The 13,854-nt window shown below is 71.1% G+C and carries 11 protein-coding genes; 3 read left to right on the top strand and 8 right to left on the bottom strand.

Going from position 1 to position 13,854, the window contains the following annotated elements; translation table 11 throughout:
- Nucleotides 1-3: 3 nt before the first annotated feature.
- The 4 genes from ACFC8N_RS02750 to ACFC8N_RS02735 form a co-directional block, all read right to left on the bottom strand.
- Nucleotides 4-1,569: a fibronectin type III domain-containing protein gene (locus ACFC8N_RS02750; RefSeq protein ID WP_376285726.1), complete on the bottom strand. Its 1,566-nt coding sequence runs from the start codon at nucleotides 1,567-1,569 to the stop codon at nucleotides 4-6.
- A gap of 63 nt (nucleotides 1,570-1,632) precedes the next feature.
- Nucleotides 1,633-3,174, bottom strand: coding sequence for a lipopolysaccharide biosynthesis protein (locus tag ACFC8N_RS02745; RefSeq protein ID WP_362819654.1), 1,542 nt, complete (start codon nucleotides 3,172-3,174; stop codon nucleotides 1,633-1,635).
- The gene (locus ACFC8N_RS02740) at nucleotides 3,171-4,739 is read right to left on the bottom strand and encodes a hypothetical protein (RefSeq protein WP_376285723.1); all 1,569 of its coding nucleotides are present in this window, start codon (nucleotides 4,737-4,739) and stop codon (nucleotides 3,171-3,173) included. The genes ACFC8N_RS02745 and ACFC8N_RS02740 overlap by 4 nt, the downstream gene beginning before the upstream one ends.
- Nucleotides 4,736-6,283 carry a hypothetical protein gene (locus tag ACFC8N_RS02735; protein WP_376285720.1) on the bottom strand — a complete coding sequence of 516 codons (1,548 nt, stop codon included), beginning with the start codon at nucleotides 6,281-6,283 and terminating at the stop codon, nucleotides 4,736-4,738. Before ACFC8N_RS02735 ends, ACFC8N_RS02740 begins: the two co-directional genes overlap by 4 nt.
- A gap of 120 nt (nucleotides 6,284-6,403) precedes the next feature.
- Here ACFC8N_RS02735 and ACFC8N_RS02730 point away from each other — a divergent pair, with 120 nt between their 5' ends.
- A complete protein-coding gene (locus ACFC8N_RS02730; protein WP_376285717.1) occupies nucleotides 6,404-7,384 on the top strand; it encodes an NAD-dependent epimerase/dehydratase family protein in 981 nt (326 codons plus the stop codon).
- 28 nt (nucleotides 7,385-7,412) lie between these two features.
- On the top strand, nucleotides 7,413-8,612 hold the full coding sequence (locus tag ACFC8N_RS02725; protein ID WP_376285714.1) for a glycosyltransferase family 4 protein: 1,200 nt from the start codon (nucleotides 7,413-7,415) through the stop codon (nucleotides 8,610-8,612).
- A 43-nt stretch (nucleotides 8,613-8,655) separates the two neighbouring features.
- Here ACFC8N_RS02725 and ACFC8N_RS02720 read toward each other — a convergent pair whose 3' ends face one another.
- Genes ACFC8N_RS02720 through ACFC8N_RS02710 form a run of 3 tightly spaced genes read right to left on the bottom strand, consistent with a single transcriptional unit; the run spans nucleotide 8,656 to nucleotide 11,779 of the window.
- Complete coding sequence (locus ACFC8N_RS02720) at nucleotides 8,656-9,783, bottom strand: glycosyltransferase (protein ID WP_376285711.1); 1,128 nt, start codon at nucleotides 9,781-9,783, stop codon at nucleotides 8,656-8,658.
- Nucleotides 9,780-10,364 carry a putative colanic acid biosynthesis acetyltransferase gene (locus tag ACFC8N_RS02715; RefSeq protein ID WP_356023017.1) on the bottom strand — a complete coding sequence of 195 codons (585 nt, stop codon included), beginning with the start codon at nucleotides 10,362-10,364 and terminating at the stop codon, nucleotides 9,780-9,782. The genes ACFC8N_RS02720 and ACFC8N_RS02715 overlap by 4 nt, the downstream gene beginning before the upstream one ends.
- A 50-nt stretch (nucleotides 10,365-10,414) precedes the next feature.
- On the bottom strand, nucleotides 10,415-11,779 hold the full coding sequence (locus ACFC8N_RS02710; RefSeq protein ID WP_376286255.1) for a sugar transferase: 1,365 nt from the start codon (nucleotides 11,777-11,779) through the stop codon (nucleotides 10,415-10,417).
- 278 nt (nucleotides 11,780-12,057) lie between these two features.
- Between ACFC8N_RS02710 and ACFC8N_RS02705 the strand changes: the two genes are divergently transcribed.
- Nucleotides 12,058-12,930, top strand: a complete 873-nt coding sequence (locus ACFC8N_RS02705; protein WP_356023013.1) for a beta-1,6-N-acetylglucosaminyltransferase — start codon at nucleotides 12,058-12,060, stop codon at nucleotides 12,928-12,930.
- Between the two features lie 36 nt (nucleotides 12,931-12,966).
- Here ACFC8N_RS02705 and ACFC8N_RS02700 read toward each other — a convergent pair whose 3' ends face one another.
- Nucleotides 12,967-13,419: a hypothetical protein gene (locus tag ACFC8N_RS02700; protein ID WP_376285707.1), complete on the bottom strand. Its 453-nt coding sequence runs from the start codon at nucleotides 13,417-13,419 to the stop codon at nucleotides 12,967-12,969.
- Nucleotides 13,420-13,854 lie beyond the last annotated feature (435 nt).

Here is a 13,854-nt window from a genome sequence, read left to right as displayed (position 1 = left end):
GGGTCAGCCTCCGGTCGTCGGGCTCGGGCCGGTGCGTGCGGGCACCGTCACGGACAGGGAGGGCGATCTGTGGGAGGTGCGGGTGCCGGTGACGGTCACCTCGATGGCGTACCGGTGGCGCGTACCGGCGGGCACGGAGTCGGTGTAGCTCATCTGCGGAAGGTTCCAGGGCGTGGAGGAGAGGGTCTGCCGGGAGACGGGCTTTCCGTCCCGGTAGAGCCGGTAGGCCAGGGCGGCGGTGGTGCGGTCCCACGACGCGCGCCAGCCGATGGTGACCTTTCCCGGGATCGCGGCCAGCAGCGTCAGGGCGGGGGTCTGCGGCAGGCTCGTGGGCGTTCCGGTGCCGAAGCGGGTGAGTCCCTGCTGTGGCCGGTCGTTGACCCGGGTGAACTCGCCACCCACCCAGAGGGTGCCCCGGGCCATGGTCAGGGCGCGCGGGCCGACCCCCTCTCCGAGCCCGCCGTCGGTGTCGGGGAACCAGTGCAGGATGCGCCGGTCCGTGACCGACTGGGCCAGGAGAGTGTGGCGAAGGCCTCGTTCGGGAAACCCGCCGGGGGTGCCCCAGCAGTCGTGTGCGTGGGAGGCGCTGTAGAGGACCCCTTTGTAGGGCAGGACGGCCTGGGTGGCGCCGAGGCAGGTGTCCTTCCACACCATTTTGTTGTCGCGGAGCCGGGCCGAGATACGTCCGTCGAAGACACGGTGCCCGGTCCCTTCGGCGCCGATGTAGAAGTGAGAGCCGTCCTGCGCGAACGACTTGACCACCGAAGCGGCCGGCAGCCAGCCGGGATAGGTGTGGACCGTCGCCCCGGAGGTGATGTCCAGCGCGGCCAGGGCGTGGGCCGGCCGGCCGTTGACCGACTTGAAGTCACCTCCGACCAGGATTTCGCGCCTCGCGGGCACGGCCGACAGGGCGCGGACCGGAAGATCGATGTCGGCCTTGAACGGCAGCAGGGAACCGCCGGGGGTGAAGGCGGCGATGCGGTTCCTGCTCTGCCCGCCCACCTGGTTGAAGTCACCGCCCAGGTACACCCCGCGGTCGGTCGTCTCGATGGCCCGCACGGTCGCGTTCACCGCGGGCCGGAAGTCCTTGCGCAGGGTGCAGTCGGCCGTGTCGACGGCCACGGCGTTCGCCACCCCCGTGGACCCGGCGTGGCCGAACGAGCCGCCCACGTACAGCACCCGCCCGTCGGGGGAGGGCTTCATGGCCCGTACGGTGCCGGCCGTGTACGGGCCGGCACCGGAGGTGAAGGACAGGGCGCAGGGCAGCAGTTTTCCGGTCGCGGCGTCGAACGCGGCGAAGTTGTGCCGCTGGACCTGCCGGGTGCCCGGCGCGGCACCGGGCGGACGGACCGTGTCGAAGGAGCCCGCGGCGTAGACGACACCGCGGGCGTAGGCCAGGGACCAGACGATGCCGTCCGTCTGCCAGGTGGCCAGCGGATCCGCGGTGAACGTTGCCGGTGCATGGCCCGCGACCGCGGTCGCGGGAGAGCTGAGCAGAGCGCCTGTGCAGATGAGGGCAGCGGCAGCCGGGCCCGCGACCACCTTCTTACGGAGCTTGCTCTGACGCAAGGGGACACCTCAAAGGAAAGGGGGGGCGGGCAGGACGAGGGCATCGATGCGGACGGTGCCGGCTCACGCGGTGCGACGGCGCAGCACCTGGACCAACTCGCTCACACCCAGAGGCGCGCGATATCGCCACAAAAAGGTACCAAAGACCGACATTCCGAAAGTCAGACTGAGGGCGAGTCCTGACGGAGTGTCACCCGACAGGAGGCGCACGGCTGCCAGCACCACCGAGACGGCCAGGCCGATACCGAGAGCGCTCGTGTATCCGGCGGCCACGGTGGTGAAGCCGAGCCGCAGCCGGACCAGCAGAGCGGCCGAGAGGTTCTCCACGACGACGGCCGCGCCCCAGGAGACGGCCGCGCCGAGGATGCCCCACCGGGGCACGGCGAGCACGCCCACCGTGAGCTGCACCGCGAACGCCGCAGCCGTGCAGGCCAGATGCCACGAACTCTTGCCGGCCATGAGCAGCACGGTCTGCGCGTTGCCGACCGCGACATTGACCACGGCGGCGGCACACAGGACGACCAGGGCGGGTGCCCCCTGGGTGAACTCCGGCCCGAAGACGGCGAGGACGGTGCGGGGGAAGCCGGCGATGAGAACGAACAGCGGCCAGGAGAAGAGGACGATCCAGCAGGTCGAGATGCGGTGCAGGTGGTGGGCCTCGGCGACCTCGCCGACGGCGAGCAGCCGGCTGAGCTGGGGTGCGACGGACAGGCGGACGGCGAGCTGGAGGAGGGTGCCCGCGGTGACGACGCGGCCGATGGCGGTGTAGATACCCGCCTCGGCGTCGGTGGCCAGCGCCGACAGCAGGATGACCCCCACCCAGACCGCACTGATGTCGAAGACGGAGGAGACCGCGCGGGGTGCGGAGAAGGCCCAGAACGCCCGCCAGGAGACGGGCTCTCCACCCCGTGGGGCCGTCGTGGTGCGGTGGTGGGCCCGGCAGCGGTGCAGGCCCAGCCATGCGGCTGCGAGACCGGCCAGCGCCGGCAGCAGCCAGGCCGCCGCCAGGGACATCATCCGGGGAACCCAGCAGGCCACCGGCACCGCGATCAGCACCCGGAGCACGGGCTTGCCGATCTGCTCCACGGAGACGAACGGCACCACGGTGCCGTATCCCTGGGTGGCGCCGAGCAGCAGCAGGCTGACGGTGGCGGCGGGCAGGACCAGGCCGAAGAACCGGATCAGGGCGACCGCGTCGGCGCGGGGCAGGTGCGGCAGGAGCGTGGTGGCCACCGTGGGGCACAGCAGCAGCACCGCGCTGGTCGCGGTGGCGGCCGCCACCGCCGGGAGCACGGCCATGCGCAGCAAAGAGCCCACCGAGCGGCCGCCGTTGAGAGCGAGATCGCCGGGGATGAAGCGGACGAGCCCGGTGTCGGCGCCGAGCTTGCAGACGTTGCTGGCGATGGTGAACACGGCGACGCCCGTGAAGATCGCTCCGGCCCCCTGGGCTCCGGCCGCTCGGGTGATCAGGCCGACCAGGAGGAAGGCGAACACGGCGTTCGTGGCGGAACCCGCCGCGCCCCACAGACCGCCCCGTGCGGCGGCGGCGACCGTGCTGCGGGCGGGGGCCCCGGTGGTGGGAGCGGCCGCGCCGGGCGGCGTCATCCCCTGGAGACCGTGACTGTGTCGTGCTGCCCCGCGGGCTGCGTGCCCGGCAGGACGCTCTCGGTCCGGAGACGGGGCTTCACGCGGCGGAGCACGGCGGCACCGCCCCGCACGCGTCCGGCGTCGATCACGGCGCCCAGCAGTCGTACGCCGGAACAACTGATCAGCTCGCCCGTCTGCCTGAGGTCGTCCCGCCGGGTGTCACGTCCGGTGACCACCACGACACCGGCGTAGTGCTGGGCCGCCACCAGCGCGTCCGGGTGCTCCAGCAGGGGCCGGCCGGCCACGACCGTGGTGGGCGGGCAGGTGCCGGACGCCGCCTGGTCCATCGCCTGGGACACGTCGGTGAGCGGGGACCGGCCGGTCCTGCCACCGCGGCAGAGGGCAAACCGTCCCGCAGAGCCCGCGTCGACGAGGTCGCCCCCCTCGGGCAGGGAGGGATCCGGCTCGGTGCGCTCTTCCGCCGGCACCAGCGGCAGGCGGGCCGCAAGGCCGTGCGCGTCGGGGTCGGCGTCCACGAGCACGACCTCCCGTCCGCACTCCGCGAAGGCCGCGGCCAGGTTCGCGGCGACCGCCCCGGCGCTGTCGTCGGCCCGTGGCGTCACCACGAGGAGGCAGCCGGCACCGCCCGAGAGCCCGGTACGGAAGGCCAGGGACCGATAGGCCTGGGCCCGGGCGCCGTCCGTGCGGCCGACGGTCAGCAGCGCGTCGTCCGCGCGTGGGCCGGCCGGCAGGCTGCCCAGCACGGGCGCGCCCAGGGCGGCCTGCACCTCGCGGGCCGACCGCACCCGGCTGTCCAGGGCCGAGCACAGCCAGGCCAGCAGGATGCCCAGGACGGCACCGCCGGCCAGACCGAGGACGGCCAGCGTGCCCGTCCCGGGACCCGAGGGCAGGGCGGGCGCCGCGCCCCTGCGGACGATGTCGCCACCGCTGGTGTCGCGGGAGCTGATCTCGGCCACGCGCTTGCGCAGGCTGCCGATCTCGCTCTGTACGGCGGCGCCGTCCGCGCTGTTGTCCCAGTCCTTCCTCGTCTGCCGGGTCAGCGCGGTGATCTGCGTTCTCATGCCGTCGACGGCCCGGAGCACCGCCGCGTCGTTGCGGCTCCTGCGGTCGGCGAGATAGGCCTCGGCGAAGGCGTCGGCGCCGCGCGCCGCGCGCTGGGGGGCACTCGCGGTGAACTCGAAGCGGAGCATCTGGGACTTGGCCGGGTTGGTGACCCGGAGATGGTCCTGGAGAGCGGCGGCGCGGCTGTCGGGCTGTCCCAGGGCCTGCGCCGCACGGACGGCGACGGCCGCGCTGGCGGCGATCTGCTGCTCCGTGCTCATGCTGATCTGGTTGTCGACGGGCACGCTGACCGTGTCGAAGGGGTCGGCGCCGGCGCGGACCAGAACGTCACTGGTGGAGCTGTAGGTGCCGGCGTCGTAGAGCGCCATGGCCAGCCCGCCGAGCAGCCCCAGGGCGACCCCCAGTGCCATCGCCACCCGGTGGCGAAGGAGCAGGCGCAGTTGGTCACGGAGCTGGTCCGGTTCGCCGAAACGGTCGTCGAAGGGGATGGGACCGGTCACAGGTGGCCTCCTGGGTGAGGAAGTGAGGCGTGCGGGACGGGGGCGGACCGGGCCGCCGGTGCGGCGAGTTCGGACACCTGGCGCCTTGACGTGCTGATGAGCAGCGGAACGGTCATCATCAGCAGCATCGGGCCCGTGATACCGAGCAGGCTTCCGCGGAGGAACATCAACTGGTAGAAGGCGAAGGCGGGGACCAGCAGAGCGGCCAGCGTGCCGCGCCGGTCCCGCAGGCGTTCCCGTGCCTCGTCCATACGGCGTCCCGCCGCGCCCAGCAGGCAGAACACGAGGGCCACGGCGACCGGGCCGGCCCACAGGTAGCTCTCGATCCACAGGGGCGCCGACAGGTTGAGGAAGTCGTAACCCGCGTACCGCGCCAGCGCGATACCGGTGTCGTCGGGTTTGTCCCGCCACACCGAGCGCGGCACCATGAAGAGGAGGGGGCCGAGTGCGGACCGGGGGGAAACCCCGTTCTCCCGCGCGTAGTCGAGGCCGGTCTGCACCTGCTGGAAGGCGTCGTAGTCGCCCTTGGCGGTGAACTGCTCGGCCATCGACACGACGGCGACCGTCTGCCGGTCGTCGTAGCGGAAGTAGTCGCTGTAGGGAAAGACGACGAGCACCGTGGCGAGAACGGCGCCGGCGATCGCGCGCGAGGCCCGGGGGCGGCACCACCGGTCCACGGTGAACAGCAGCGTCAGCAGCACCGTGCCGGCCCAGAACCTCGGTTTGCTGATGGGGTTGTTGACGACGATGTTCAGGGCGACGAGCAGGGGCAGCAGCAGCCATCGCAGGCCGCGCAGCAGGCGGTCGCCGCCCGGCAGGCGCGGCAGGCGCAGCAGGCCCAACAGCCCCCAGAAGGCGGGCACGGACAGCGACCAGCTGCGCAGAGGCTGCAGGAAGGAGTCCGACGCGTTGTTCAGGGCGCCGGTTTCGTGGACGGCCTGGCGGCTGGTGAAGTACGCGACGACTCCGCCTGGTTGGCCGGGAATCAGCAGCACCGCGAGCACCAGCGCGAGTCCGGACAGCACCAGGACGCGCCAGGGCGCAAGGCGGCGGGCGAGCAGCCGTTCCAGCGCGCCGGGCCGGGTGGCACGGGTGGCCGCGCGTCGCACGGCGAGGGCCGTTCCGGCGCTGTGGGCGAGCAGCCCCAGCTCGACGACCGCCACGGCCGCGAAGGAGGTTTCCGCGCCGGCCCGGTAGGGCCAGGGGTAGGTGTCCGAGGTGAGCTGCGCCAGGGGGGCCAGACCGAACCAGATGTAGGAGAACATCCAGAAGCCGAAGGCGACGAGCCGGACCGTGGGAGCGGTCAGCACGCGGGTGAGGGCGCCCCCGGTGTGCGCCACGACCACACCCTGCAGCAGCAGGGCCGCCGGCACCGGCCCGTGGTGCGGCCGGAGTACCAGCACCGGCAGCACGACGATCAGCACCACGGCCCAGACGCAGACCCCGGGCACACTGCGGGCGCACGCGTCCCGCACCGGGGCATCGGGGATTTCTGCGGTCGACGAGTGCGGCGAGTACGGCGAGTGCTTCGGCGGAAACCTCACCGGCAGATGTATAGCGGCCTCCGTCCCGTAATACCGCATCAGGCGCGCCAATGCGGAGCAAATCGGACAAACCTCAATACTCTGGGCACCTCGCATCCCCCTTCAGCTGAGGAGCTGTCCATGAACAAGCAGGTCGACGCCGTCGTTGCCGGTGGCGGGGGGTTCATCGGCGGGCACCTCGTGGGCGCCCTGCTGGGCCAGGGGCTGACGGTCCGCTCCATCGACGTCAAGCCCCGGCGCGAGTGGTACCAGGTCCACGAGGACGCCGAGAACCTGACCGCGGACCTCTCGCTCCCGGACAGCGCACGCGACGGCGTCCGGGGCGCTCGGTTCGTGTACATGCTGGCCGCGGACATGGGCGGCATGGGCTTCATCGAGAACAACAAGGCCGCGTGCATGATGTCGGTGCTCACCAGCACCCACATGCTGCGGGCCGCGCATGAGGCCGGCGTGGAACGGTACTTCTACTCCTCCTCCGCCTGCGTCTACGCCGCCGGCAAGCAGACCGACCCGAAGGTCACCGCCCTCAAGGAGGAGGACGCCTATCCGGCGCAGCCGGAGGACGGCTACGGCTGGGAGAAGCTCTTCTCCGAGCGCATGTGCCGTCACTACGCGGAGGACTACGGGTTCACCACCCGCGTCGCCCGCTACCACAACGTCTACGGCCCGCACGGTACGTGGTCCGGCGGCCGGGAGAAGGCCCCGGCCGCGGTGTGCCGCAAGGTGGCCGAGGCCGTGCTCTCCGGGGACCACCGGATCGAGATCTGGGGCGACGGCCTGCAGACGCGTTCCTTCATGTACATCGACGACTGCCTCAAGGGCACGCAGATGATCACGGAGGGGGACAGCGGCGTACCGGTCAACCTCGGCTCCTCCGAGCTCGTGACGATCAATCAGCTCGTCGACCTGGTCGAGCGGATCGCGGGCATCCGCTGCGAACGCAGCTACAAGTACGACGCTCCCCAGGGCGTACGCGGCCGCAACTCCGACAACACCCTGATCCGCGAGATCTACGGCTGGGAGCCCTCGATCCCGCTGGCGGACGGCCTGGAGAAGACCTACGCCTGGGTCTACGACCAGGTGAAGCGTTCCCAGGGCTGAGACCCCGGTGCGAGGACACCACGAGCCGATGCGGATCTTCGTTCACGACTACAGCGGTCACCCCTTCCAGGCACAGCTCAGCCGGGAGCTGGCCCGCCGCGGTCACGCAGTGGTCCACTCGACCTGCACGGCCTACCGCAGCGGCAAGGGCGATCTGGAGGCGGACGTCCCCGGCCTGCGCTTCGTCACCATCGGAGACCGCATGGTGCTGAAGAAGCAGGCCTATGTGCGCCGGCTCTTCCAGGAGAGTCTGCTGGGCGTCGAGCTCGCCCGGCAGGTGCGCCGTGCGAGGCCCGATGTGGCGCTGCTGTCCAACCTGCCGATTCCCACGCTCGTCGTGACCGTGGCAGCGCTGAAGCGGCTCCGCATCCCCTGGGTGCTGTGGCACCAGGACGTCACCGCCGTCGCGCTCAAGAGCTTCGCCGCCGCGGAGGTCGCCGATGCGATGGGCATCGCCGCGAAGGTCTTCGGCGCCGGCGAGAAGTGGGCCGCACATCAGGCCTCGGCCATCGTGGTGATCGCCGACTCCTTCGTCGAGGTGCACCGGCAGTGGGGAACCGCCGACAAGGTCACCGTCATCCCCAACTGGGCACCGCTGGACGAGATTGTCCCCGTGGCCCGGGCCAATGCCTGGTCGGACGAGCAGCACCTGAGCGGCGTGAAGACCCTCCTGTACGCCGGCACGCTGGGCCTGAAGCACAATCCCGTGCTGTTGGTGCGGCTGGTGGAGCGTCTGCGGCAGCGGGGCGAGCGTGTGCGTCTCGTGGTCGTCAACGAGGGCCCGGCCGTGCCCGTCCTCGAACGGGCCGCCGCCGTCCACGGGATCGAGGTCACGCTGCTGCCCTTCCAGCCCTACCGGCGACTGCCCGAGGTACTGGGCAGCGGTGACGTACTGGTCGTTCTCCTCGAAGGCGACGCCGGGAGGTTCTCGGTCCCGTCGAAGACCCTGTCGTACCTGTGCGCCGGGCGCCCGGTTCTCGGCCTGATGCCGGCCGAGAACCTGGCCGCCCAGCTGCTTCATCAGGCCGGCTCGGCGGTCTTCCCGCCGGCACAGTCGTCGCTGGAGGACGCCGCCGGCTGGGTCCAGGAGGTCCTGTCCGACCCGGAATACGCCGCGTCGCTCGGCAAGCGGAGCCGCGTCCTGGCCGAGCGGGAGTTCGCCCTGGAAGGCTCCGCCTTCCGCTTCGAGGACATCCTCAAGGCGGTGACCGGCGCCTCGGTGCCCTGAGCACCCCGCCGGGCGCCCCGCGGAGCGCCCGGCGGGGGGACCTTCACCTCTGTCGTGCGCGATCGCGGTAGAGGCTCTCCAGCCGGTCCACCACCGCGCGGATGGAGAAGACCTCCCTGATCGCCCGGCGCCCGGCGTCGGCCAGCCGGCGGCGCAGAGCCTCGTCGCCGAGCAGCCGGCTCACCGCCTCGGCCAGGGACTCCGGGCTCTCGTCGGTGATCAGCGCCGCCTGCCTGCTCGCCAGTTCCTCCGCGATGCCGCAGCTGTCCGTGCACACCACGGGTGTTCCTTCGGCCAGTGCTTCCAGAACGGTCATGCCGAACGGCTCGTTCACGCTGGGCAGGACGTAGACGGTGGCCCGGCGATAGGCCTCCAGCGCCGCGGAGTGTTCCAGCGCGCCGCCGTAGTGGACCACGTCGGTCAGCCCGCGGTCGGCGATGAGCTGGTTCACCTGCCGCAGCGATCCCTCGTCCGTTCCGTGGAGGGTGAAGCGCGCCTCCGGGATCTCCTTGTGGACCAGGGCGGCCATCTCCACGAACGCCTCGGGTCGTTTGCGCGGGTGAAGCCGGGCGAGGAAGAGCACGTGGTGGCCGCCGCGCGGCCGCTCGTCCGTCACCGGACGGGGCGGGGGCATACCGTTGCCCAGCATCACCAGCGGCGGAGCCTCGGGGCTCAGTACCGCGGCAAGGGCCCGCCGCTCCTCCTCGGTGAGCACGAGGCAGCAACGTGCCCGCCGGAGCAGGGGGACGTAGACGCGGTCGAAGACACGCGCGGCGATGCCGGTACGGGGTTCCACCATGCCGTGTGTCTGGACGACGAAGTCGGTGCCCCGCATCCGGGCGACGGCGAGTGCGGCCAAGGACACGAGGTCCCTTCCCGCATGCAGGTGAACGGCGTCGGCGCGTCCCATGGCCTGCCAGAGGTCCCGCAGCAGCAAGGGGTGCATGAGGCCGAGATATCCCTGGCCCGGGACGACGGTCCGCGCCGGGCGGGAGGTGAACGGGACGGTGCCGATGTGTCGGGGAGCCGGCGTCCGGCCCTGCCACAACGCCACCAGCTCCACGTCGTGACCCCGTGCGGCCATCTCCCGGAGTTGGGTGACTGCCACGCTCGGCGGGCCTCCGAAGGCCGCGCCTTCGCTGACGAGCGTGACGACCTGGACCACTCTCATGGCCTGATTCCTCTCATGGATTCGGACGGTGACGTCCCCCTTGGAGCACCGCCGGGCGCGAGGACCAGGCCCGGGGCGAGGTCCTGGTGTGCCACGGCGCCGGCTCCCACCACGGCGCCCTGGCCGATGGTGACGCCGCGCAGCACGACCGCCCGGGCCGCGACCCAACTGCCCGGCTGCAAACGGATGGGGCCGTTGTCGAACTCGAACGTGGCGGACCGGCGCAGATGGCTGCCCGTGCACAGCAGCGCGCTCTGCGAGACGCAGCAGTCGTGGCCGATCGTGACTGGTTCGAGGTTGAGGATCCAGGCGCACTCGCCGATCCACACGTCGTCGCCGACGTCCAGCTTCCACGGCCAGTGCACCCGCACTCCGTGCCGGATCAGCACCCGCCTTCCGATGCGGGCGCCGAAGGCACGCAGCAGCACCGGACGCCAGCGGGCCGGGAACCACCACTTGACGAAGACGAGGTGGAGGACCGCGAACCAGGCGGCCTGGACGAGCAGGGGGCGCCCCTTGTCGTATCCGGCACCGGTGAAGCCGCGCAGCGACCACGTGGCCTGGACTGTGCGCTGTGCCATGACGCTGTGCCTTTCCCGGAGGGCCACGACGGCCGGAGCGAGCGGTGTGATCAGTAGGCGCCCTGGCCGTTCAGTACCGCGCGCACGGTGCGGGCCATCACGGTGACGTCTCCTGCCAGGGACCAGTTGTCGATGTAGCGCAGATCGAGCGCGACCGTCTCGTTCCAGGAGAGGTTCGCTCGTCCGCTCACCTGCCACAGCCCCGTCAGACCCGGTTTGACGGTGAGCCGGCGCCTCTCCACCAGGTTGTACTTGTCGACCTCTTCGGGCAGCGGGGGGCGCGGTCCGACCAGTGACATGTGACCGAGCAGGACGTTGAACAGCTGGGGCAGCTCGTCGAGCGAGTAGCGGCGCAGGAAGCGTCCGACGGGCGTGACTCGTGGGTCACGGCGCATCTTGAACATGTGCCCGTCGTTCTCGTTCGCCTCTTCCAGCTGGCTCTTGAGCCGGTCGGCGCCCACCACCATCGTGCGGAACTTCCACATGGAGAAGTGCCTGTTGTGCCGGCCCACGCGGGTCTGCCGGTAGAGGGCGGGGCCGGGTGAGCCGAGCCGCACCGACAGCCCCACGAGGAGAAGCAGGGGGGAGAGAAGGGCGATCAGCAGCAGCGCACCGACACGGTCCACGACGCCCTTGAACAGCGCCGGAATGTCGTGGCGCGAGGGCGGTGCGACGACGTGCAGCATCGTCAGCCCGGCGGCGGAGGTGGCCCGGAGCCGACGCCGGGCGACATCGATGATGCCGGGCAGCACGATGAGCGGGCAGCCCCGGTCGTGCAGCGCCCAGGACAGCCGGCGCAGTCGTTCGCCGGACATGGGGCGGCTCACCGCCACGAAGGCCAGATCGGCGGCCAGTTCGTCCACGGCGCCCAGTACGGCCGCCGCGTCCGTCTCCGGGGGCCGAGGCGCATCACCGGCCAGCCGTACGCATACGGCGACGCCCGAGGAGACCGGGTCCTCGCCCACCGCGCAGGCGCCGACGACGACGTATCCGTGGTCGGTGCGCTGGGCGAGCTGCGCGACCACGGCGTCGACCAGAGGGCCCTCACCGACGACGAGGACGCGGCGCAGAGTGCGGGCGTCCCGCCAGGCGGCCCGCAGATGACGGCGGATCACCTCCTGACAGGCCGAGGTGAGGACCAGCGCGGGCAGGAGCGCGGTGAAGGCCTCGATGGGGACGCTGTTCAGTCCGCACAGCACACGGAGCGTGGCCAGGGCGCCGACCAGCACCAGCCAGTCTCTCAGGACGTCCCGCAGACCGACCCCGTCGGTCCAGCCCCCGGACGCGTAGCGTTTGCCCGCCAGTCCGATCAGCGGCCACAACACGGCGGCGGCGGCCGCCAGGCGCAGCGGGTGCGGCTCCCGGACGTGGATGATCGCCGCCGAAACCGGCAGCGCCGCGCCGGCCAGATCCACGCAGACGGAGAGCGGGCGGTACCAGCGAGCCCGCGCGCCCTCGCGGTGAAGAGTTTTGAAGGGCGGGGAGAAGGACGCCTGCCCGGACATCGCGTTGGTGGACCGGCCCATGGCTCTCCTTAGCGGCCTCAGTCGCTCATCGGCCACTACTTATATCAGTCAAACTTCATAAACCTATGTCTTTCCGTACATTGATCTGCATTGTCCAATGCGTATAGTGCGGGCACGGTGGGGAACGGAGCGCTGGCGATCGCAGCGAAACCCGGGAGGAGAGAAGGATGCCGGTATTTGCCGTGCTCGCCCACACCGAGCCCGGGCTGTTCGCCCGGCTGGTCGAGAGGCTGGCGCCGTACCCTGTGGTCGTCCATGTGGACGCCCGGTCGCGAGGTGACGACTTCGCGGGAGTGCCTCGCACCACGTACGTCCGCGAACGCGTCGTTGTCCGATGGGGAGGTTTCTCGGTCGTCCGCGCGATGCTGGCTCTGTACCGCACGGCGCTGGAGTTCGCGCAGCCGTCCGATCACATCGTTCTGCTGTCCGGGCAGTGCTATCCCGCCCGCCCGGTGGCCGAATTCGCCGACTATCTCGCTACGGCCCCGTTCCGGCAGCACTGCCGGACGGCACCGCTGCTCGACGGCGCGGCGGCCGAGGGCCGGGTCCTCAAGCGGTGGTGTTTCGACGCCCTTCCCATCGGACCGGGCCCCGCCTACCTCGCCCGCGCCATGCTGCGCAGGGGGATCTCGGAGTTGACCCCTCGACGCAGGCCTTCGGTGTTCGGTGACGTCGAGCCGGTGTCGGGGAGCCAGTGGACGGCGCTGACCGCCGACTGCGTCGCGGACCTCCTGGGCAAGGCCGAGGACCCCCGCTGGGAGAACCTGTTCCGCACGACGCTCGCACCGGACGAGATGTTCTTCCACACGCTTCTGTGGAACAGCGGCCGGCGGGCCGAGGTGGAGGATCCGGTACTGAGGCCGAGGGCCGGCCGCATCACCTCTGACCTGAGCAACTTCCACTACGTGGACCGCATGCTCAGGGGCACCAGGACACTTGCCGATCTCCCGGCGATCGACGCCTCCCGGATGTACTTCGTCCGCAAGGTCGCCTCGGCCCGGTCGGCGGAACTGCTCGACGCCCTCGACAGACGAACGTGACCGGTGCCGGACGCGAGGCGTCCGGCACCCGGCCGACTACTTCTGGGACGCGGCCCGGCGACCTCCCCGGTACAGGGCGGTTCCGGCAACCAGCAGAGCCCCGCTGGCGGCCAGGGCTGCGAAGGTCTCCTCCGCGCCGGTACGGGCCATCTCGGGAGGCTGGTGCGCCGGCGGCGGGGTCTGGTGGTCAGGCTGATGCACCGGCTCGGCGCGGGGGTGGTCCGGTGCCTTGGGCGGCTCCGGTGCGGGCTCTTCGTCGCCGTAGCTCTCGTGGGACGGCTGATGACTCGGTTCGTCGTCCCCGTAGTTTTCGTGGGAGGGCTGGTAACTCGGGTCGTCGTCTCCGTAGTCACCGTGAGTGGGCTGGTAACTCGGTTCGTCGTCGCCGTGGTTTCCCTGGGTGGGCTGGTGACTCGGTTCGTCGTCGCCGTGGTTTCCCTGGGTGGGCTGGTGACTCGGTTCGTCGACTCCGTGGTTTCCGGAGGACAACCGGTGACTCACCTTCGTCGTGCGGGTGGAGGAATCGCGGCCGGGGGAATCGTCGGTGGTGTGAGCCGGGGCCGAGAAATCCTCTGCCGTCCTGCGCGCCATCTGCGTCGCGCCTTCCGCGCGCTCGACGGCCCGCAGGGCGCCTGCCCCACCCGGGAAGTCCCACTGATCCGTGTTTCCGGACGTCGAAGCGAATGAGTCGGCCCCTGTCATCCGCGGACCGGAGTCCGCGAATGCCCATGAGCCGCACAGAGTCAGGGCGCTTGTCGCGGTGGCCGCCACGATCAATCCCTTGCTCAGGGTCTGTCGCACTCTCTTGACTTTCCTCTCGGAAGGATTCGGAAGCCGGCCCCTGGAGCCAGAGAAGGGGATGCTCCGCAGCGGGCCGTGGGGTGTTGTTCCGCGCGGTCGTCGCAGGGGTGTATGTCGCTCGGA

This window comes from Streptomyces sp. NPDC055966 (genome assembly GCF_042269865.1).
Taxonomy (GTDB): Bacteria; Actinomycetota; Actinomycetes; order Streptomycetales; family Streptomycetaceae; genus Streptomyces.
Note: the sequence above shows the minus strand (reverse complement) of the source record. Positions and strands in the feature narration are given on the sequence as shown.

Bases quoted from the DNA above. Each gene is read 5' to 3' on its own strand.
- ACFC8N_RS02720 (WP_376285711.1), bottom strand. From the start codon at position 9,783: ATGAGAGTGGTCCAGGTCGTCACGCTCGTCAGCGAAGGCGCGGCCTTC.
- ACFC8N_RS02745 (WP_362819654.1), bottom strand. From the start codon at position 3,174: ATGACGCCGCCCGGCGCGGCCGCTCCCACCACCGGGGCCCCCGCCCGC.
- ACFC8N_RS02730 (WP_376285717.1), top strand. From the start codon at position 6,404: ATGAACAAGCAGGTCGACGCCGTCGTTGCCGGTGGCGGGGGGTTCATC.
- ACFC8N_RS02725 (WP_376285714.1), top strand. From the start codon at position 7,413: ATGCGGATCTTCGTTCACGACTACAGCGGTCACCCCTTCCAGGCACAG.
- ACFC8N_RS02715 (WP_356023017.1), bottom strand. From the start codon at position 10,364: ATGGCACAGCGCACAGTCCAGGCCACGTGGTCGCTGCGCGGCTTCACC.
- ACFC8N_RS02705 (WP_356023013.1), top strand. From the start codon at position 12,058: ATGCCGGTATTTGCCGTGCTCGCCCACACCGAGCCCGGGCTGTTCGCC.